Below are 20,000 nucleotides of genomic sequence, written 5' to 3' on the forward strand. Positions count from 1 at the left end.
GCATGCGGTGCGCCTTCAGCAGCTCGATCAGCGCGGGGAAGTCGAGCAGCGGCTCGTCGGTGTCGGCCTCGGCATCGGTTTCGCCATCAGCGTCGACCTCGGCCCGGGGCAGCGCCGTCARGTCGACCACCACGGGATCGTGGTTGAACAGCTGCGGCGTGTCGCGCAGGTGCGCCGCCAGCTGATCGGCCAGCGCGGCCAGCTCGGTGGTCTTCAGCACCAGCGACACGAGCGGCAGGCTCGTGTTCTTCAGTTCGAAGACGGCGGGTGCGGTACCCGTCGAAACAGCAGCCATCGATGCTCAGGCAATCACGAAAGGGGCGGAGTTTACCGGGCGTCCCGTGACGGGCCCGGCCCGCCGACCGGCCCGCGCAGGGGCCTTTGCCGTCTAACTGCCTGATTGCACGTGCCTAGCTCGACACCTTGATGGCACGGCGAGGCTCAGGGCGCGCGCACCAGGTCGATCGCATCGTAGGCGAAGCCGGGGCTCAGGAAACCCGGGCCGGACGAGCCGCTGGTGACGCCGAGCGTGAGCACGTTGTCGCCGGCGACCAGCGCACTGGCCGGCACCGCCACCTCGTAGAAGGTGTTGTTGCCGCGGTAGGTGCCCACGGTCAACGTGCGGGTGGCCGGCTGGCCCGAAATCGCGAGGATCGGCCCCCACCATTGGTTGAGCTTCACCGACGGGCGGCCGCCGGCATAGGCCGCGGTGATGCCCAGACGCAGCGTGTGGGCCACGAGCTGGTCGCTGGTCAGCTTGAAGCGGATGTTCAAGGCACCGTTGATCTCGCGCCACTGGCAGGCGGGGAACTCGCGGCTTTTCGAGCTGCCGACCACATAGTCCGGCGCGGCCCAGGCGGCCATGCGCATGTCGGACGGGTGCATCGTCGTCAGCCGCTGGCCGTTCAGCAGCTCGGCGGGGCTGCCGTCCCAGTCGCCGATGCGCCAGACCGCTTTAGTCTTGGCAGGGTCGCCGCCGATCTTGAACGCGTCCACCTGAGTGGTGTGGCCGGCGCTGACGGTGACCGAACGCTTGTCGACCGCCAGCTCGTTCTTGTAGACGGTCATCGTGTAGTCGCCGGGCAGCAGGCCGCGTGCATCGAAGTGGCCGTCGTCGCCCCGCGCGGCCGCCCAGTACTGCGCGGTGGCGTTGGCAAAGCCCACGGTGTAGTCGTGCTTGGTGTCGCGCCCACGCAAGCCCAGGCCCGAGACGCTGCCGCGCCCTGCGGGGCCGACATAACCCTCCAGTGCCATGCCCGAGAACCAGGCCGTGTCCACCTCGGGCGGCTTTTCGCCGCCGGTGAAGACCAGCGTGTAGTGGTTCAGGATGCCGGGGCGGAACGCTTCGGTCTGCGCTTCGCCGTAGTTGATGATGTAGGTGATCTCCTGGTTGGTGTCGGTGCCCTGGTTCAGCAGGCTGCGGTAGAACGGCCCACCCGAGTTGCCCTCGTTGTTGTCACGCACGACCCACAGGCCCACGTTGGGGCCGCGCGCGCCGATGTGGCGCCAGTCTTTGAGCCGCATGTTCGAGTAGTGCTTCGAGCGCGTCTGCCCATCGGCCAGGCCGAAGATGTCGCCCGACTCGATCGCGCCGGTGTTGCCGCGGATGTCCGAAGGCGTCGGGCCATCGGGCAACGCGCCGATCGGCACACGCAGGATGAAGCGCGCGAGGTTCAGCGTGTCCGGCTCACGGGTGAAGCGCGTGGCCATGTAGATGCGCGGCTCGCCGCGGCGCGCGAGGTAGTAGTGCGTCAGCTCGCCGGCCTTCACGGTGACCTTGATGTGGTCGGCGTCGACCTGGGCCGCCTGCACGTCGACCGCTGCAGTGTTCTTGTAGAGGTAGTCGAAGCCGGAGTTGACCTGGCTGCCGCGGCTGGCGTCCTGGTACTGCACGCCCTGGTAGACGAGCGAGGCGATGTCGCCCGGCGACTGGGTGCTGGAGCCGTAGTCCTGCCGGCGGACCTTGAAGACCAAGCCGGCGCCGGTGTCGACGGTGAAGTAGGTGGCGTCTGCGCTGAGGCCGAAACCATCGGCCAGTGCGGCCAAGGGCGACAGCACGGCCAGCAGCGCGAGCGCGCGGGCCAGCCGCAGGGGCTGAGAGGGGAAGGTCATGCGGGATCTGCCTTGTCTGAAATAGTCAGACTATTTTGGCGAGCCCGTGGCCGTGGGTGTTTCTGGGTGTGAGGGGCGCGACGCAGGTGTTTTCGTCGCCCGGCGCTCAGGACATGATCACCTGCAGGCTGTGCTCGTAGCTGGCGGTCAGGCGGTCGAACACGTCGAGCAACGCATCGCTCGAACGGGCCAACAGCGCGCGGCTCTCGCTGCTTTGTGAGCCTTCGGTGCCGCGCAGGCCATGCAGCAGGCGCAGCCATTCGTCGCGCGCGGCGGCCAGTGCCTCGCGGCTTTCGGCGCTGGTCAGCGGGGCGCGCTCGAGTTCGAGCAAGGTGGCTTCGACTTCGTCGAGCAACGGCGTCAATGCCTCGCGCCGGGCGGGCTCCCCCAGCAGCGTGGCGAGCAGCGCATCTTTGGCCACACGTTGCACGCGCATGCGCTGGCGGCCGCACAGGTTGACGACCGTCAGCGCACGCCGCGCACCACCCTCTTCGAGCGCTTCGGTCAGCGCTTCGGCACTGGTCAGCAGCGCCATCGCGCGCTGGTCGCTGTCGGCCAGGGCTTGCGGGGTCTGGCGCTGGTTCAACGCGGCGGCGAGTGCCGTCCAGGCTTCGTTGACAGCGGCCAGCGCCACGCGCGTCGGCTCAGGGGCTTCGGCCAGTTGCGGCAAGGCCGCGAGATGGTCGAGGTTGTCTTGCACGCGCTGCGTGGCTTCGTCTTGCAAGGTGCGGGCACGCCGCGCATCGATGCCGGCCAGGCGCTGCGCGGCCAGCTTGACCAGCCGTTGCGACAGCATGCGCAGCTGGCCGGCGCGGTTGATTGCATCGGCCCATTGGCTGGCCTCGATGACCGAGCGCGAGACCTCGCCGACGCGCAGGTTGGCGTGCATCGCCGCGCCGCGCAGCAGGCGGAAGGCTTCGTCTTCGCCGATGCCGCGCGCGCTCATCAGCACGCCCTTGGCGCGGTCGACCCATTTGCGTTCGTCGAGCTGGCCACGCGCACGGGCCAGCTCGTGGCGAGTCGCAGCCTCGCGTTGCCAGCGGGCGCGGTCGAGCGCCAGACCGGCAGTGAGTACCTCGTCTGCCAGACCTTCTTGCGGCCACCAGCCGGCCAGGCCCAGCGCCAGCAACTCGGTGCGCTCGGCATCGTGTAGCGGCGGCGATAGCAGCGACACCGCGATGGGCGGCTCGCCGGCCCAGGGCTTCAGCGCCTTCGCCAGCTCGGCCGCGCCGGCCATCACCACGACCTGATCCGGTGCGGGCGCACCAGCCTGATGCACCAAGGCGCTGCACGCGCCACCGTGACGGACTGTCGCGCCCGTGCGCTCGAGCGCCTGCTGCACACGTGCGAGCGCCGCCTCGATGGCGCCGGACACCTCTGGAGATGACAACAAGATCACGCTGACGGCCATGAAAGCCATTGTGACCTCAGCCTCATCGGGGCCGGCACTGGCGCACAGGCATGCGTCTTGCGTAATTGGGCTTGCGGTGTAACGACGCACCGCTGTTTCCATCACCGTCTTCAGGTTTCGGCGCCGCCTGCCCTTCATGGCACGTATCGGCGCGCGCCTCACCTGGCCCGCAGCTTTCCGCAGTTGTAGGCGTGGCCCGGCCTTGGCGCCGCCGCCCGGACCCAGCCACACCCCCCATCTTTCCGCCGGCGCCCACCGTGAGGCGCCGCCGTTGGTGCATTCCCACCGCCTATCGAGACCCTTTCGACTTCATCGTTTCGCCAGCCACCATGAGCACCCACAACAGCTTCAAGCACTTCCTCAATGCAGGCCACGGGCCCACGTTGTTCGCCGCGTTCTTCTACTTCGCGTTCTCGTGCTGCATCTGGGTGTTGAACGGCGCGATGGCCCCGTTCATCAGCGAGGCCTACCAGCTGACGCCGGCACAGAAGGGCTTGATGCTGTCGGTGCCGATCATCGCCGGCGCGCTGATGCGCTTTCCGCTCGGCGTGCTGTCGCAGTACATCGGCCGCAAGAACGCGACGCTGGTCGAGATGGGGCTGATCGCGGTGGCGATGATGTATGGCTACACCTCGGTCGACAGCTTCAACGACCTGCTGAAGATGGGCGTGCTGCTGGGCATTGCCGGCGCCAGCTTCGGCGTCGCCTTGAGCCTGGGCTCGGGCTGGTTCCCGCCGCAGCACAAGGGCCTGGCGATGGGCCTGGTCGGTGCCGGCAATGTGGGCACTGCGGTGTCGGTGCTGGTGGCGCCGCCGCTGGCCCAGTGGCTGGGCTGGCAGGCGGTGTATGGCGTCGCAGCCTTTGCGATTTTGGTGCCGATGGGGGTGATGGTGCTGTTCGCGAAAGAGCCGCCCGATGTCGACAGCCATGCCAGCTTTCGGGCCCACATCGCCTGCCTGTTCGAGAAAGACGGCTGGGTCTTCAGCCTGATCTACGGCGTGACCTTCGGCGGCTTCATCGGGCTCACCACCTTCCTGCCGAGCTACTACTACGACCAGTTCGGCGTCAGCAAGGTACAGGCCGGGCAGTTGACGATGCTGGCGGCCTTCATGGGCGCCGCAGTGCGCGTGGGTGGTGGCTGGATCTCTGACCGCTGGGGCGGCGTCAACACGCTGACCCTGGTGCTGCTGGTGGTGGCCGGTGGCCTGACGCTGGTCGGCTTTGCCAGCAGCTCGCTGGTGCTGACGACGCTGCTGCTGATCGTCTGCTTCGCCGCACTCGGCGCGGGCAACGGCGCGCTGTTCCAACTGGTGCCGCTGCGCTGGCCGATGAGCACCGCAGTGGCCGGCTCGATGATCGGCGAGATCGGCGCGCTGGGCGGTGGCCTGGTGCCGAACGCGATGGGGCTGTCGAAGCAGTACCTGGGTTCGTATACCTGGGGCTTCGTGCTGTTCGCGGCGCTGGCGCTGCTGATGCTGGGCGTGATGCGCTTCATGCAGATTCGCTGGACAAGGACTTGGGCAGAGAAAGGGGGGCGTGCACGGACAGTGCCCACGCCCGATGTCGCGACCTACACCGGCGGCGATGTGAAGCGCGTGGCGCGTTCTTGAGCGGCGAGGGACAAACGCAATGACCTCGGCTCGGCGCTCAACGTGGCAGGAACAACAGCCACATCACGAGCACGAAGTTCAGCAGCAGCGACAAGCCGAGCGCCAGCTTCAGCACGGCCGCCGGGTCGCGCTTGATCAGCGGCGTGCTGCCGGGCGCGCGCAAGGGGCGCGAAGCGCCACGCTCCAGCGCGAGCAACAACTCCTCGGCCGTCTCGAAGCGATGAGCGGCCTCTCGCGCCACGAGCTTTTGCAGCACATGGTCGAGCCAGATCGGTACATCGGGCCGGATGCGCGACGGCGCCACCGGGTCGCGCCGGTAGCGCGCGCTCTGGTAGGGCTCGATTTCGCCGTAGGGCAAGCGGCCAGTCAGCCATTGGTACAGCGTGACGCCGAGTGCGAACAGGTCGCTGCCGGCGTCGGGCAACTTGCCATCCCACTGCTCGGGGTTCATGTAGCTGGGCGTGCCGGCGTGCAACTCACGCTGCGCCGCACTCTCACGGCCACTCAGCGCGACGCCGAGGTCGAGCACACGCCAGACGCCATCGTCACCGAGGTGCAGGTTGCCGGGCTTGATGTCGCGGTGGACCACGCCGTGGCGGTGCAGCCGGGCCAGCGCGCGGGTGCAGGCCAGTGCGGCGTCGATCACCTCGGCCACGGCGGGCCGCTCGCCGGCGGTCATGCGCTGCTCCAGCGTGCGGCCGTGGTGCCAATCGAACACGGTGTACAGCGCGCTCGCATCGGCGCGGCGCTCATGCACGCGGACGAAGCCGCCGGCCTCGTCGCCCGCGACACGTTGGCCGAGCCAGGCTTCATGCGCCAGCATCGCGCGCTCTTCGGGGTCGCTGGCGCGCGTGGGGTGCAACGTCTTCAGCGCGACCAGCGCGCGGCTGTCGGGCAGGCGAACCTGATAGAGGCGGTGCACACCGGTGTCGGCGATCAACGCGGTGATGACCAGGCCGTCGAGCGTGTCGCCGACCTTCAGCAACGGCGGCACAGGCAGGCGACGCCCATCGGCCAACTCGTCGTTGAGCTGGCGCGCATCGAGACCGGTGACACGCAGCACCAGCGCGGTGGCGTTGTCGCGGCTGCCAGCGTTGATCGCGGCTTGGGTCAGCGCATCGGCCGCAGCTTGCGCGTCGGGCGTGTGCACCAGATCGGACAGCACCTTGGCCTTCAGCGCGCCATGCACGCCGTCGGTGGTCAAGACGAACACATCGCCGATGCGGGCGTCGCCTTGGGCGTAATCGACACGCACGCCATCGTCCAGGCCAACCGCGCGGGTCAGGCGGCTGCGCTGATCAGGGTGGTCGAAGGCATGGTCTTGGCTCAACTGCAGCAGTGCACCATCACGCAGCAGCCACGCGCGCGTGTCGCCCACGTGGGCCAGCGTCCAGGTCTGGCCTTGCAAGGCCAGCGCGGTCAGCGTCGTCAACGCCGCACCGTCGCCCGGGCGGCGACGGTTGTGGTTGGCCAGCCAGGCGTTCTGCGCGCCGATCAGGCGGTCCAGAACGACCGTGGTTTCCCAGGTGTCGGGCGCGGCGAAGTAGTCGGCCAGCAGGCCCATCACGGTGGTCTGCGCGGCTTCAAGGCCCTGGCCACCGGTCGAGACGCCATCGGCCACCGCGGCGATCAGGCCGCGCGCCGATTCGTGCGGCGCGGCAAGCACCGCACCGGCGAAGTCTTCGTTGCGCTCGCGTGGACCGCGTTCGCTGCTGTAGCCGACATCGACCTCAAAGCTCATGACGACATTGTTGTCGTTGTGGCACCCGAATTGCTTTTCGTGAACTGAAGAAAGGACGGCCCACCATGAAGAAGATGAAGCTCGTGATGGTCGGCAATGGCATGGCCGGCGTGCGCACGCTCGAAGAGCTGCTGAAGATCGCGCCGGAGCTGTACGACATCACCGTCTTCGGCGCCGAGCCGCACCCGAACTACAACCGCATCCTGCTGAGCCCGGTGCTGGCCGGCGAGCAGACGATCGACGAGATCATCCTCAACCCGGTCAGCTGGTACGAAGAAAACGGCATCACGCTGCACCTGGGCAAGAAAGTCACGCGCATCGACCGCGTCAAGCGCCTGGTGATCGCCGAGGACGGCACCGCCGCCGCGTATGACCGGCTGCTGATCGCCACCGGCTCGAACCCGTTCATCCTGCCGGTGCCAGGCAAGGAGCTGGACGGTGTGATCGCCTACCGCGACATCGCCGACACCAACACGATGATCGAGACAGCGAAGACACACAAGCATGCGGTCGTCATCGGCGGTGGCCTGTTGGGCCTGGAAGCGGCCAACGGCCTGATGCTGCGCGGTATGCAGGTCAGCGTGGTGCACATCATGCCGTGGTTGATGGAGCGCCAGCTCGACGACGTGGCCGGCAAGTTGCTGCAGAAGTCGCTCGAAGACCGCGGGCTGACCTTCGAGATTGGTGCACAGACGGATTCGCTGCTGGGTGACCGCGACGATGGCAAGGGCGGCCGCGTGAGGTCGGTCAAGTTCAAGGACGGCCGCGAGATCCCGGCCGACCTGGTGGTGATGGCCGCGGGCATCCGCCCCAACACGGCTCTGGCCGAGAGCATGGGCATCCACTGCAACCGCGGCATCGTCGTCAGCGACACGATGCAGACCGTCACCGACCCACGCATCTACGCGGTCGGCGAATGCGCGGCACACCGCGGCATCGCCTACGGCCTGGTGGCGCCGCTGTTTGAGCAAGGCAAGGTCTGCGCGACGCACCTGGCCGAATTCGGCATCGGCCGCTACAGCGGCTCGCAGACCAGCACCAAGCTGAAGGTCACCGGCATCGACCTGTTCTCGGCCGGCGACTTCATGGGTGGTGAGGGCACCGAAGAGATCGTGCTGTCGGACCCGAACGGTGGTGTCTACAAGAAGCTGGTGTTGAAGGGCGACAAGCTGGTTGGCGCGTGCCTGTACGGCGACACGGTCGACGGCAGCTGGTACTTCAAGCTGCTGCGCGAAGGCCGCACGATCAACGACATCCGCGACCGGCTGATGTTCGGCGAGTCGAACATCGGCGACACCGGCCATGAGGGCCACAACAAGGCCGCGGCAATGGCCGATGCAGACGAGGTCTGCGGCTGCAACGGTGTCAACAAGAGCACGATCTGCAAGGCCATCAAGGACAAAGGCCTGTTCACGCTCGAAGAGGTGCGCAAGCACACCAAGGCGAGTGCGTCGTGCGGCTCGTGCACGGGCCTCGTCGAGCAGCTGATCATGTTCACCGCTGGCGGCGACTACTCGGCCACGCCGAAGAAGAAGGCGATGTGCGGCTGCACCGAGTTCAGCCACCAGGACGTGCGCGATGCGATCTTCAAGGAGCACCTGGTCAGCATCCCGCAAGTGCAGAAGACGTTGGGCTGGAAGACACCGAACGGCTGTTCGAGCTGCCGGCCGGCGCTGAACTACTACCTGATCTCGTCGTGGCCGAAAGAGGCGCAGGACGACCCGCAAAGCCGCTTCATCAACGAGCGCTCGCACGCCAACATCCAGAAGGACGGCACCTACWSSGTGATCCCGCGCATGTGGGGCGGCSASACSACGSCCGACGAGYTGCGCCRCATYGCCGAYGCGGYSGACAAGTACAAGATYCCGACGGTCAAGGTGACCGGCGGCCAGCGCATCGACCTGCTGGGCGTSAAGAAGGAAGACCTSGWSAACGTGTGGAAGGACATCGGCATGCCCTCGGGCCACGCCTATGCGAAAGCACTGCGCACGGTGAAGACCTGTGTCGGCAGCGAGTGGTGCCGCATGGGCACGCAGGACTCGACCCAGATGGGCAAGGACCTGGAGCGCGCGATGTGGCGCATGTACGCGCCGCACAAGGTCAAGTTCGCCGTCTCGGGCTGCCCGCGCAATTGCGCCGAGGCCGGCATCAAGGACGTCGGCATCATCGGCGTCGACTCGGGCTGGGAGATGTACATCGCCGGCAACGGCGGCATCAAGACCGAGGTCGCGCACTTCTTCTGCAAGCTGAAGACGGCCGAAGAGGTGCTCGAGTACACCGGCGCCTTCATGCAGCTGTACCGCAAGGAAGGCTGGTACCTCGAGCGCACGGTGCACTACGTGTCGCGCGTCGGGCTCGACTACGTGAAGAAGAAGATCCTCGACGACGCCGAAGGCCGCAAGGCGTTGTGGGCCGAGCTGCAGTTCGCGCTCGATGGTGAGCCGGACCCATGGTTCGAGTTCGACAAGGCGAAGGTCGATCTGCGCCAGTTCGATCCTGTGTCCGCCAACGCACCTGCTGCGTCGGATCCGCGCACGGTCGTGGGTGTGGCATGACGCTGGAGCGGTCTTCGGTCTCGCGTCGCGCTGCCTTGTGCGCGCTTGGCTGCGCGATCGCCGCACCGGCCACGCCCGCCGACGTGCGTGACCTGAACGACGCCATCAACAAGGCCGGGCGCCAGCGCATGCTCTCGCAGCGCATGGTCAAGGCCTGGCTGGCGCTCGGCCAGCGGGTTGAGGGTGCGCGCGCCGACAAGGTGCTGGCCGATTCGCTGGCGCTGTTCGACCGCCAGCTGGCCGAGTTGCGCGTCATCGCGCCGACGGAGGCGATCCGCACCACCTACGACCAGCTCGACACGCTGTGGGTCACGCTGAAGAACGCGCTGGTCGGTGCGCCTCCTTCGCTGGCGGCCGCACCGGCGCTGCTGGGTCTGGACGGCAAGGTGCTCGCGCTGGCGCACCAGGGCACGCAGCAACTGGAGCAGCACGCGAACAAACCGGTCGGTCATCTGGTCAACCTGGCCGGTCGGCAGCGCATGCTGAGCCAGCGCATGGCCAAGTTCCAGCTGGCGCTTGCGTGGAGCGTGCCGATGGCGGATGCCATCAAGCAGATCGACACGGCGCGCGGCGAATTCCTGACCGCGCTGGACACCCTGGCCACGGCGCCGGAAACGACCCCCGCGATCCAGGAGCAGATCGTGCTGGCGCGCCAGCAGTGGGTCTTCTTCGACGCGGCGATCAGCCGTGCCCAGACTGCGGACGCACGCGACGCGAAGAACGTGTTCGTCGCCAGCGAAAACATCCTGCAGGTGATGGACCACATCACCGGCCTCTATGCCCGCGCGGCGGGCTAGCACCACGAATTTCTGAATGCCGAAGGAAGCTGCCATGTCCAACCCGTCCGCCGACTGGACCGCCATCTGCCGCATCGACGACATCCCGCCGCTGGGCTCGCGCCGCGTCACCCGTGAGCGTGGTGCCGCCGTGGCGGTGTTCCGCACGGCCACCGACCGCGTGCTCGCGTTGCTCGACCGCTGCCCGCACAAAGGCGGTCCGCTGAGCCAGGGCATCGTCTTCGGCGAAAGCGTCGCGTGCCCCTTGCACAACTGGAGCATCGGCCTGTGCGACGGCGTAGCGGCCGCACCGGACGAAGGCTGCACGCCCAAGTTCAGCGTGCAGATCGTCGATGGCGTGGTGCACCTGAATGTCGCCGAGTTGGCCACGCTCGGCATCGACCTGCCGGTGCCAGTGGCCGGGCCGAAGCTGCGCATCGTTTCGGTCGCCTGACCACAAGCCAAGCGGCAATGCGCGAGACCAAGTCCACCTGTTGCTACTGTGGCGTCGGCTGCGGACACGCCTGCGGCGGTCCGCTGTGCGGTGTCCTGGTGCACCCCCCTCTCATCCCCCCGCCGGGCGGGGGGACGCACTGCCGACGGACTCGTTGAGCCATGCGTGAAACCAAGTCCACCTGTTGCTACTGTGGCGTCGGCTGCGGCGTCATCATCGAGCACGATGGGGCGCAGATCAGCGGCGTGCGTGGTGACCCGGACCATCCGGCGAACTTCGGCCGGCTGTGCAGCAAGGGCTCCACGCTGCACCTGACAGCCGCAGCACCGGTGACGCGGCAGACGCGGTTGCTGGCGCCGATGCGGCGTGCGGCGCGCGGCGAGGCGCCGGTGACGATTGGCTGGGACGATGCGCTCGACGACGCGTCGCAGCGACTGGCTTCGATCTACGAGGCCCACGGCCCAGACGCGATCGGTGTCTACATCTCGGGCCAGCTGCTGACCGAGGACTACTACGTCTTCAACAAGCTGGTGAAGGGGCTGCTGGGCAGCAACCATGTCGACACCAACTCGCGGCTGTGCATGTCCAGCGCAGTGGCGGGCTACAAGGCCACGCTGGGGGCCGATGCGCCGCCGTGCTCGTACGAAGACCTGCAGCACGCGCTGACGGTGTTCATCACCGGTAGCAACATGGCCTGGGCGCACCCGATCCTGATGCGCCGGCTGGAGGACGCGAAGCGCGCGAACCCGGCGCAGAAGTGGATCGTCGCCGACCCGCGCCGAACCGAGACCGCCGAGGCGGCCGATCTGCATCTGCAACTGCTGCCCGGCAGCGACGTGGCGCTGTACCACGGGCTGCTGCATCTGCTGCTGTGGGAGGGTCTGACCGATGCGGCGTACATCGCGGCGCACACCAACGGCTTCGAAGCGCTGCGCGACCGGGTGCGCGAGTACACGCCGCGCGAGACGGCGCGGCTGACCGGTTTGAACGAGGCCGACATCGTGACCGCCGCGCGCTGGTTCGGCCAGCAGACGCCGACGCTGTCGCTGTACTGTCAGGGCCTGAACCAGAGCACCGCCGGTACCGCGAAGAACGCCGCGCTGATCAACCTGCACCTGGCCACCGGGCAGATCGGCAAGCCGGGCGCGGGGCCGTTCTCGCTGACCGGCCAGCCTAACGCGATGGGTGGACGGGAGGTTGGCGGGCTCGCGAATCTGCTGAGCGCGCACCGTGACCTGGCCGACCCCGAGCACCGCGCTGAAGTGGCCCGGCTGTGGGGCGTGCCCGATGTGCCGTCGACGCCGGGCAAGACCGCGGTCGAGATGTTCGAGGCAGCGGCCGATGGGCAGATCAAGGCGCTGTGGATCGCGTGCACCAACCCGGCCCAGTCGATGCCGGACCAGGCGACCGTGCGCCGCGCGCTGGAGCGCGCCGAGTTCGTCATCGTGCAAGAGGCCTTCGCGACCACCGCGACCTGCGCTTATGCCGACCTGCTGCTGCCGGCCACCACCTGGGGCGAGAAGGACGGCACCGTCACCAACAGCGAACGCCGCATCAGCCGCGTGCGGCCGGCGGTCGCGCCAGCGGGAGAGGCACGGCATGACTGGCGAATCGCGCGCGACATCGCGCAGCGTCTGGCCGCGCGCATTGCGCCCGAGCGCGCGGCGCTGTTCGACTACCCGACGCCCGAATCGGTCTGGCTGGAACACCGTGAATCCACCCGCGGCCGCGACCTGGACATCACGGGCCTGGGCTACGCGATGCTGGAATCCAAAGGGCCGCAGCAGTGGCCGCTGCCCGAGGGTGCGACCGAAGGCAAACAACGGCTTTACGAAGACGGCATGTTCCCAACCGCCGACGGCAAGGCGAAGTTCGCCGATGTGCCGTTCGAGCCGCTGGCCGAGCCACGCGATGCGCGTTACCCGTTCAGCCTGAATACCGGCCGGCTGCGCGACCAGTGGCACGGCATGAGCCGCACCGGCACGCTGGGCCGGCTGTACGGCCACGAGGGCCTGCCGTGTGTGGACCTGCACCCGCAAGACCTGCAGCGCTTGAAACTGGCGGACGGCGAGCTGGTGCGCGTGCGCTCGCGCCGCGGCCAGGTGGTGCTGCCGGCACGCGCGAGCAACAGCGTCGCACCGACCCAGGCTTTCATCGCGATGCACTGGGGCGAAGAGGTCTTGAGTGGCAGCGACGGGCAGGGCCACACGATGTCCGGCGTGAACGCGCTGACCACGCCGCGCTTTTGTCCGCAGTCCAAGCAGCCCGAGCTGAAGCACGCGGCCGTCGTGGTCGAGAAGGTCGACCTGCCTTGGCGATTGACGGCGATGGCCTGGTTGCCGGCCGACGAGGCGCTGGCCTTGCGCGAGCGGCTGAAGCCAGAGCTCGCGCGCTTCGGCTACGCCAGCCTGCTGCCCTTCGGCCGCGAGCCCGACGAGGGCGGGCGACTCGGGCTGCTGTTGCGTGCCGGTGCCACCGAGGCACTGAGCGACGAGTTGCTCGGGCCGATGCGCGCAGGCTTCGGCTTGGCCCAGGCCGGTGTGCTGGCCTACCAGGACGCGCGCCGCGGCCAGCAGCGTGCACTGCGCGTGGCGCGAGACGCGGACGGCGCGGAGCGGCTGCAAGGCTTCTGGGTGGCCGGCGATGTCAGCGGCGAAGCCTGGCTGCGCTCACTGCTCGAAGCAGACCAGACCCTGCCCGGGCCGGGCCGGCAATTGCTGGCGCCAGGTGCACTGGCGAAGAAGACGGCAGCGCCGAAGAGCGCGCAGGTCTGCACCTGTTTCAACGTGGACGAAGCGTCGATCCGCGGTGAACTGCCGCGTTGCACCGGTTCAACCGATGCGCGGTTGGCACAGCTGCAGGGCAGCTTGAAGTGCGGCACCAACTGCGGATCGTGCCTGCCAGCGTTGCGCAAGCTGGTGCAGGTCGTGCCTATCGGAGTGGCGGCCTGAGCATGACAATCGCCGCCATGAGCATCGCACCCTACCTGCGCGAAATCGGCCGTGGCAAGGATGGCGCGCGCGCGCTGCCGCGCGACAAGGCCTTCGACCTGATGAACCGGCTGCTCGGCGGCGAGCTGAGCGACCTTGAGAAGGGCGGCTTCGCGCTGGCGATGCGCATCAAGGGCGAGACGCCCGAAGAGCTGGCCGGCTTCATGGACGCGGTGCTGTCGCGCACGCTGGTGCTGCACGCCCCGTCACCCGCGATCGTGCTGCCCAGCTACAACGGTGCGCGCAAGCTGCCGAACCTGACGCCTCTGCTGGCGCTGCTGCTGGCGCGCGAGGGCGTGCCGGTGCTGGTGCACGGCGTTCAAGTCGATGCGAACCGAACGACCAGCGCGCAGGTCTTCGAGGCGCTCGGTTTGCCGCCGGTCTCGACCGCCGCTGAAGCCGAAGCGCGCTGGGCCGCGGGCCAGCCGGTCTTCATGCCGATTGCCGCGCTGCACCCCTCGTTGGCGGACCTGCTCGCATTGCGCAACGTGCTGGGCCTGCGCAACTCGGGCCACACGCTGGCCAAGCTGTTGCCGGCGATTCCCAGTGCACTGCGCGTGGTCAATCACACGCACCCTGAGTACGCCATCAGCCTGGCCGAGTTCCTGGGCCAGACCCAGGCCACCGCGCTGCTGATGCGGGGCACGGAAGGCGAGCCGGTGGCCGATGCGCGCCGGCTGCCGACGCTGAAGTGTTTCGTCAATGGCGTGCTCGATGACCAGCTGACGATCGAAGGCGAGGGTGGCTCGCTGGCCAAGCTGCCCGAGCTGCCGCCAGGCATCGACGCTGCCAGCACCGCCGACACGATCCGCGCGATGCTGGACGGCAGCCTGCCGGTGCCCGAACCCATAACGCGCCAAGTGCAGTGCCTGCTGGCGCTGCGCGAACGATTGCCCTAGGAGAATTTCTCGATGCCCACGCTGCACCCTGTCCACCTGGTCGGCGCCGGCCCCGGCGACCCCGAGCTGCTGACGCTGAAGGCGGTGCGCGTGATCCGCGAAGCCACCGTGATCCTCGTCGACGACCTGGTCGGCGAACAGGTGCTAGCCTCGGTGCTGGAGGGCGTGGCCACACCGCCGCGCATCGTGCAAGTGGGCAAGCGCGGCGGCTGCGCCTCGACGCCGCAAGCGTTCATCGAACGGTTGTTGGTGCGCGAAGCGCTGGCCGGCGAAAAGGTGGTGCGCTTGAAGGGCGGCGACCCGTTGGTCTTTGGCCGCGCCGGCGAAGAGATCGCGGCACTGCGAGCGGCCGGTGTCGAGGTTCAGGTGGTCAACGGCATCACTGCCGGGCTGGCCGCCGTCAACGCGCTTGGCACCGGCTGGACCGACAGGCGCTGCGCGCAGGGCGTGCTGCTGGTCACCGGCCATGCACAACCGGGTCACCCGGGGCCGGATTGGGACGCGATCGGCGCAGCCGCCGCGAGCGGCATCACGCTGGTGGTTTACATGGGCGTGGCGCAGGCACCGCGCATCGTCGAAGGCCTGCTGCGTCGGCTGCCGGCCACACTGCCCGCCGCGGTGGTGCAAGGCGCGAGCGGCGCCAACGAGCGCTGCGGTTTGTCGACGCTGGGTGAGTTGCCTTCGATGCTGCAACGCGAAGGCTTCGGCAGCCCCGCGGTGCTGGTGATTGGCCGTGTGCTCGAGGCCGGCGCGCTGGCGCAGGCCGAAGCCTTGCTCACACCGCCGGCGGCACGAGCGGCAGGCTGACGCGGAACACCGTGCCCGGCCCTTCGACGGCCGGCAGCGGGTGGGCGCTGAGCTTGCCACCCATCGCCTGCACCAGCGCGTGCGACAGCGCGAGCCCGAGGCCCGAGCCCTGGACCGTGCCGGTCTCGCGGCCCAGGCGCTGGAACGGCAGGAACAGCTTGTCGAGCTGGTCTTCCGGCAGGCCGATGCCGGTGTCGCGGATGTCGATCACGCCATGCTCGCCATCGATGCGCGCGCTGATCTCGACCCGCCCGCCGGACCGGTTGTACTTGATGCCGTTGGTCAGCAGGTTGATCAGCACCTGCTTCAGCCGCATCGGGTCGGCGCGCAGCACCAGCCCGGCCGGCAGGCTGCCCTCGCGCAGCAGCACCTCGGCGGCCACCGCCTGGCCGCGCAGCAGATCGAGGCAGTCGTGCGCCAGCGCCGGCAAGGGCACCGGCTCGGCCTGCATCGGCAGCCGGCCCGATTCGACCAGCGACAGATCCAGCAGGTCGCCGATCATTGCCAGCAGGTAGTCACCGGCCTGGTGGATCAGGTTGACGCGCCGGCGCTGGCCGCCGGTCAGCGGCTCGTGCTCGTCGATTTCCAGCAATTGCGAAAAGCCCAGCACCGCGTTCAGCGGCGTGCGCAGTTCATGGCTGACGCGCGACAGGAACTGCGTCTTCGCGGCGTTGGCGGCTTCGGCGGCGAGCTGGTCCTGCTGGGCCTGCTCCAGCGCGTGCTGCACGGTGGCATCGGTCTGGGTGCCGAACATGCGCGTCGGTCGGCCTTGCGCGTCTCGCTCGACGACACGGCCGCGCTCTTCGACCCAGCGCCAGGAGCCATCGGCCGCCTTGGCGCGGTAGACGGCGCGAAAGCTCTCGGTCTCTCCGCGCGCGTGGGCCTGGTAGGCGTCTTCGACGCTGTCGAAGTCTTCGGGGTGGATCAGCAGGTCCCAATCGGCCTGGGTGTGGCCGATCGCGTTGGGCGGGTAGCCCAGCATCACGCCGCCTTCGTCGATGTCGCCCAGCGAGTCGGTGGCCAGGTCCCATTCCCAGACGAAGGTGCCACCTTCGCGCATCGCCGTGCGCGCGAGCGACAGCGCATCGCTTCGTGCGCCATCACGCTCGGCGAGCCAGCTGCCGAGCAATGCCCCGGCGGCTTCGAGCAGCGGCAGCAGGCGCAGCGCGACAGCCTGGGTGTCGGCACTGGCCGGCAGTTCGGCAGTGAACTGGCCGACCGGGATGCCGTGGTGAGTCAGCGGGGCTTGCCAGTGCTGCGCCGGGTTAGCGTCGTCGGGCCGCTCGCGGCTGGCTTCGAACAGGCCGCCGGGTACGGTCTGGCCGCCCTCGTCCAGCGCTTCGATGTGGCACTCGCGGTTGCCCAGCAGGTGCACACAGGCACGTGCCAGGCGCTGCAGCGCGTGCGCCGACTCGCCGCGGCGCAGCCGATCGAGCAACGCCGCGTTGGCTTCGGCCCAGACGGCGGTTTCAGGCGGCAACGTCAAAGGGCGGGCGGTGGACATGGCGCGTGGGTTCGGCTTGTCGCACCCGGGCAGGTGGAATGCCCGCCCGCGCTGGCGTCAGTGCCCGCCGCCCAGCTTCTCGCCCGCCTTCAGGCGGTAGACCGTGCCGCAGTACGGGCACTTGGCCTCGCCGTCTTGCGCCAGGTCGAGGAAGACGCGCGGGTGGTTGCTCCACAGCGTCATCTTGGGGTTCGGGCAGAACACGACGCCCGGGCCCTGCAGGTCGGCGGCGGTGACTTCCACCGCGGTGGTGGTCGGGGAGACTGAACTCATGGTCGGACGATGCTCTGCTGTCGAATGAAACTCAAACCCGCGTCAGCCATTCGGCGTACTTCGGGTTGCGGCCGTTGACGATGTCGAAGAAGGCCGTCTGGATCTTCTCGGTGATCGGCCCGCGCATGCCGGCGCCCAGCTCGATGCGGTCCAGCTCGCGGATCGGCGTCACCTCGGCGGCCGTGCCGGTGAAGAAGGCCTCGTCGCTGATGTAGACCTCGTCGCGGGTGATGCGCTTTTCGACCAGCTTCAGGCCCAGGTCCTGGCAGATCGAGAAGATGGTGTTGCGGGTGATGCCGTTCAGCGCGCCGGCCGACAAGTCGGGCGTGTAGACCACGCCGTTCTTGATCACGAACAGGTTCTCGCCGGCACCTTCACTGACAAAGCCCGAGGCGTCGAGCAGCAGCGCTTCGTCGTAGCCGTCGTCGGTGGCTTCCATGTTGGCCAGGATCGAGTTGGTGTAGTTGCTCACCGTCTTGGCCTGCGTCATCGTGATGTTCACGTGGTGACGCGTGTAGCTCGAGGTCTTCACGCGGATGCCGCGCTTCATGCCCTCTTCGCCGAGGTAGGCACCCCAGGGCCAGGCGGCGACCATCAGGTGCACCGTGTTGCCCTTCGGGCTGACGCCGAGCTTCTCGGAGCCGATCCAGATCAGCGGGCGCAGGTAACCGCTGGCCAGCTTGTTCTCGCGCACGACGGCGCACTGCGCGTCCATCACCTGCTGCTGCGAGAAGGGGATCTTCATGCGCAGGATCTTGGCCGAGTTGAACAGCCGCTCGGTGTGCTCGCGCAGGCGGAAGATCGCGGTGCCGCCGACGGCGTCATAGGCGCGCACGCCCTCGAACGCGCCGCAGCCGTAGTGCAGTGTGTGCGTCAGCACGTGGATCTTGGCGTCGCGCCAGTCCACCATCTGCCCGTCCATCCAGATCTTGCCGTCGCGATCGTCCATGCCCATGGTGCTGGTCCTCGTGCCTTGAAAGCCCGTGCCGAACGGGCGGAGCTGGGATTTTAGAGGCGGCCTTCCACCGGGCCGACCGTGTTCAAAACGGCCCCGTCTTTGTAAGCAGTCGTGGCACCCCAGCGAGCAGAGTGTGCATTCCTTCACACCCACTGTCGCGGCCTGCACGACGCGCCCCGTTTTCCCCCTAACTCAAACCGGGCTTACACCTTCTAACAGTGCAGCCTTTTCGGGACACTCCTGTCAGCGGCTTTGAATGGCCGATCAAACCGGCGCCGAGGGCCGCCGCGTAGCAAAAGACATGGAGGTCGTGATGCATTCTTTCTTTCCCCGCGCGCTACAGGCGCTGGCCTTGTCGGCCGGTGTGCTGTCGGCTGTGCCGGCATCGGCCGAAACCTATGATTTTGGCGGGCTGATGCTGGGCGACGGGGCTCCCCTGACGGCAAGTTTCGCCACCCTGACCACCTCGGTCGTCGGTGATGACGTGCTGTTCACGCTCAACGCCTACGGCCTGGACCAGTTCAACGGCGACGAGCCCTGGATCGGCGCGATGTCGGTCGACGGCCTGAAGACCGGCCAAGTGTCCGACGTCAGCGGCGATGCCAACGTGACGATGGGCAAGGGCAATGGCCCGGACGGCAGCTTCGAGTTCAAGTTCGACTTCAGCGACACCAGCGGCAAGCTGGTGGACAACGAAGTGGTCTCCTGGACCTGGGTCGGCGGCGCCGGCCACTTCAACGACTTCGCCGCCCACGTGAAGGGCATCTCGTACGGTGAAACCAACAACGCCTGGTACGACGCCGCGCTGGCAGTGCCGGAGCCGAACTCTTACGCGCTGATGCTGGCTGGCTTGGGCGTGATCAGTGTGGTCGCCCGCCGCCGTCGCCCGCGCTGAACGAACCCATCACGAAAGCCGGGCCATGAATGCCCTGAATGCCGAGCCGCACACCAGCCGCTCGGCATTTTTTTGTCAGCGATCGCAAACGTTCCTTGCTCACCCGCCCCGCACTGCACAAAACGTTGAGGGCAGTGACGAGGTTAGGGACTGCGCAAGAGCTCACACCCGGTTACGATCGGCGTCAAATTTCAGAGTCAGGGGTGCTGCGGCCGTCGCCCAGCCTGTCATGACTCGGTCCTTGGTGGAGGGTTTCACCATGAAACTTCGCAATCGATTCACGTTCCCCGCCGCTGCGCTGCTGCTGGCGGGTCTGTTCCAGCCGCTGGCCGCCAGCGCCCAAACCACCGTCTACCACTTCGGCGATCTGCTGTCGGGCGACGGCGCCCCCGCCCAACTCGACTTCGCGACACTGAGCGCGACCGTCTCGGGCAATGACGTGCTGTTCACCCTCGACACCCAGAACCTGGATCTGTTCGACGGCAAGCAGCCTTTCATCGGCGCGCTGGCCATCGACGGCGACCAGGTGGGTGGCATCGGTAACGTCAGTGGCGACGCGCCGGTCAGCATGGCCAATGGCGGCGGCCCCAACGGCGGCTGGGAATTCCGCTTCGACCTGACCGGCAAGAAGAAAGACCGTCTCGTTGATGACGAGTCGGTCAGCTGGACCTGGACCGGCGGCGCCGGCCACTTCAGCAACATCGGCGCCCATGTGCAAGGGCTGGACTACGGCGGCACGACCAGCGCCTGGTACCAGACGCTGGCGGTTCCCGAGCCGGGTGCCTACGCGATGTTCATCAGCGGCCTCGCGGTGCTGGGCGTGTCCGCGCTGCGCCGGCGCCGTCTGGGCGCCTGAGCCCGCGCGCTCAACTTCGATTTCGCTTCAGGTGGGCGGTGTGCCCGCCGCCGGCGCATCCACCGCGTCGGCGGGTCGCACCAGATCCCAACGCGCCAGACGGCCGTCCTGCCATTCGGTGCGCACCACGGCGCCCGACGTATCGGCCCACTCGAAGGT

Annotated in this window: 15 protein-coding genes and 1 pseudogene; 9 read left to right on the top strand and 7 right to left on the bottom strand. The window is 68.0% G+C overall.

The window, feature by feature from the left end:
- From AC1DYI_RS08930 to AC1DYI_RS08940, 3 genes and pseudogenes are all read right to left on the bottom strand, one after another.
- Positions 1 to 295: pseudogene (locus tag AC1DYI_RS08930) on the bottom strand (hypothetical protein); the annotation flags it as partial.
- Positions 296 to 441: 146 nt separating this feature from the next.
- On the bottom strand, positions 442 to 2,112 hold the full coding sequence (locus AC1DYI_RS08935) for a rhamnogalacturonan lyase B N-terminal domain-containing protein (protein WP_477203744.1): 1,671 nt from the start codon (positions 2,110 to 2,112) through the stop codon (positions 442 to 444).
- A 106-nt stretch (positions 2,113 to 2,218) separates the two neighbouring features.
- Positions 2,219 to 3,532 (bottom strand): ANTAR domain-containing protein, encoded by a 1,314-nt coding sequence (locus AC1DYI_RS08940; protein ID WP_477203745.1) that lies wholly within the window; start codon positions 3,530 to 3,532, stop codon positions 2,219 to 2,221.
- A 320-nt stretch (positions 3,533 to 3,852) separates the two neighbouring features.
- Here AC1DYI_RS08940 and AC1DYI_RS08945 point away from each other — a divergent pair, with 320 nt between their 5' ends.
- On the top strand, positions 3,853 to 5,133 hold the full coding sequence (locus AC1DYI_RS08945) for an MFS transporter (RefSeq protein ID WP_477203746.1): 1,281 nt from the start codon (positions 3,853 to 3,855) through the stop codon (positions 5,131 to 5,133).
- Positions 5,134 to 5,170: 37 nt separating this feature from the next.
- Here AC1DYI_RS08945 and AC1DYI_RS08950 read toward each other — a convergent pair whose 3' ends face one another.
- The gene (locus AC1DYI_RS08950) at positions 5,171 to 6,874 is read right to left on the bottom strand and encodes a bifunctional protein-serine/threonine kinase/phosphatase (RefSeq protein ID WP_477203747.1); all 1,704 of its coding nucleotides are present in this window, start codon (positions 6,872 to 6,874) and stop codon (positions 5,171 to 5,173) included.
- Between the two features lie 65 nt (positions 6,875 to 6,939).
- Between AC1DYI_RS08950 and nirB the strand changes: the two genes are divergently transcribed.
- The 6 genes from nirB (at position 6,940) to cobA (ending at position 15,355) form a co-directional block, all read left to right on the top strand.
- The gene (nirB, locus tag AC1DYI_RS08955) at positions 6,940 to 9,429 is read left to right on the top strand and encodes a nitrite reductase large subunit NirB (RefSeq protein ID WP_477203748.1); all 2,490 of its coding nucleotides are present in this window, start codon (positions 6,940 to 6,942) and stop codon (positions 9,427 to 9,429) included.
- Positions 9,426 to 10,226, top strand: coding sequence for a type IV pili methyl-accepting chemotaxis transducer N-terminal domain-containing protein (locus tag AC1DYI_RS08960; RefSeq protein WP_477203749.1), 801 nt, complete (start codon positions 9,426 to 9,428; stop codon positions 10,224 to 10,226). Before nirB ends, AC1DYI_RS08960 begins: the two co-directional genes overlap by 4 nt.
- A 34-nt stretch (positions 10,227 to 10,260) precedes the next feature.
- Positions 10,261 to 10,659, top strand: coding sequence for a nitrite reductase small subunit NirD (gene nirD / locus AC1DYI_RS08965; protein ID WP_477203750.1), 399 nt, complete (start codon positions 10,261 to 10,263; stop codon positions 10,657 to 10,659).
- A 161-nt stretch (positions 10,660 to 10,820) separates the two neighbouring features.
- Positions 10,821 to 13,610, top strand: a complete 2,790-nt coding sequence (locus tag AC1DYI_RS08970; protein WP_477203751.1) for a nitrate reductase — start codon at positions 10,821 to 10,823, stop codon at positions 13,608 to 13,610.
- Positions 13,611 to 13,627: 17 nt separating this feature from the next.
- Positions 13,628 to 14,548, top strand: a complete 921-nt coding sequence (gene ybiB / locus AC1DYI_RS08975; protein WP_477203752.1) for a DNA-binding protein YbiB — start codon at positions 13,628 to 13,630, stop codon at positions 14,546 to 14,548.
- 12 nt (positions 14,549 to 14,560) lie between these two features.
- A complete protein-coding gene (cobA, locus tag AC1DYI_RS08980; protein WP_477203753.1) occupies positions 14,561 to 15,355 on the top strand; it encodes a uroporphyrinogen-III C-methyltransferase in 795 nt (264 codons plus the stop codon).
- Here cobA and AC1DYI_RS08985 read toward each other — a convergent pair.
- Genes AC1DYI_RS08985 through AC1DYI_RS08995 form a run of 3 tightly spaced genes read right to left on the bottom strand, consistent with a single transcriptional unit; the run spans position 15,324 to position 18,087 of the window.
- Positions 15,324 to 16,859 (bottom strand): PAS domain-containing sensor histidine kinase, encoded by a 1,536-nt coding sequence (locus AC1DYI_RS08985; RefSeq protein WP_477203754.1) that lies wholly within the window; start codon positions 16,857 to 16,859, stop codon positions 15,324 to 15,326. The two genes, cobA and AC1DYI_RS08985, sit on opposite strands and share 32 nt — an antisense overlap.
- Positions 16,860 to 16,916: 57 nt before the next feature.
- Complete coding sequence (locus AC1DYI_RS08990; protein WP_477203755.1) at positions 16,917 to 17,132, bottom strand: zinc-finger domain-containing protein; 216 nt, start codon at positions 17,130 to 17,132, stop codon at positions 16,917 to 16,919.
- A gap of 31 nt (positions 17,133 to 17,163) precedes the next feature.
- Positions 17,164 to 18,087, bottom strand: coding sequence for a branched-chain amino acid transaminase (locus AC1DYI_RS08995; protein ID WP_374566137.1), 924 nt, complete (start codon positions 18,085 to 18,087; stop codon positions 17,164 to 17,166).
- A gap of 316 nt (positions 18,088 to 18,403) precedes the next feature.
- Between AC1DYI_RS08995 and AC1DYI_RS09000 the strand changes: the two genes are divergently transcribed.
- Positions 18,404 to 18,985, top strand: a complete 582-nt coding sequence (locus tag AC1DYI_RS09000) for a PEP-CTERM sorting domain-containing protein (RefSeq protein WP_477203756.1) — start codon at positions 18,404 to 18,406, stop codon at positions 18,983 to 18,985.
- 259 nt (positions 18,986 to 19,244) lie between these two features.
- The gene (locus AC1DYI_RS09005) at positions 19,245 to 19,841 is read left to right on the top strand and encodes a PEP-CTERM sorting domain-containing protein (protein WP_477203757.1); all 597 of its coding nucleotides are present in this window, start codon (positions 19,245 to 19,247) and stop codon (positions 19,839 to 19,841) included.
- Positions 19,842 to 20,000: the final 159 nt, after the last annotated feature.

This window comes from Ideonella sp. P3_A4 (genome assembly GCF_056403075.1).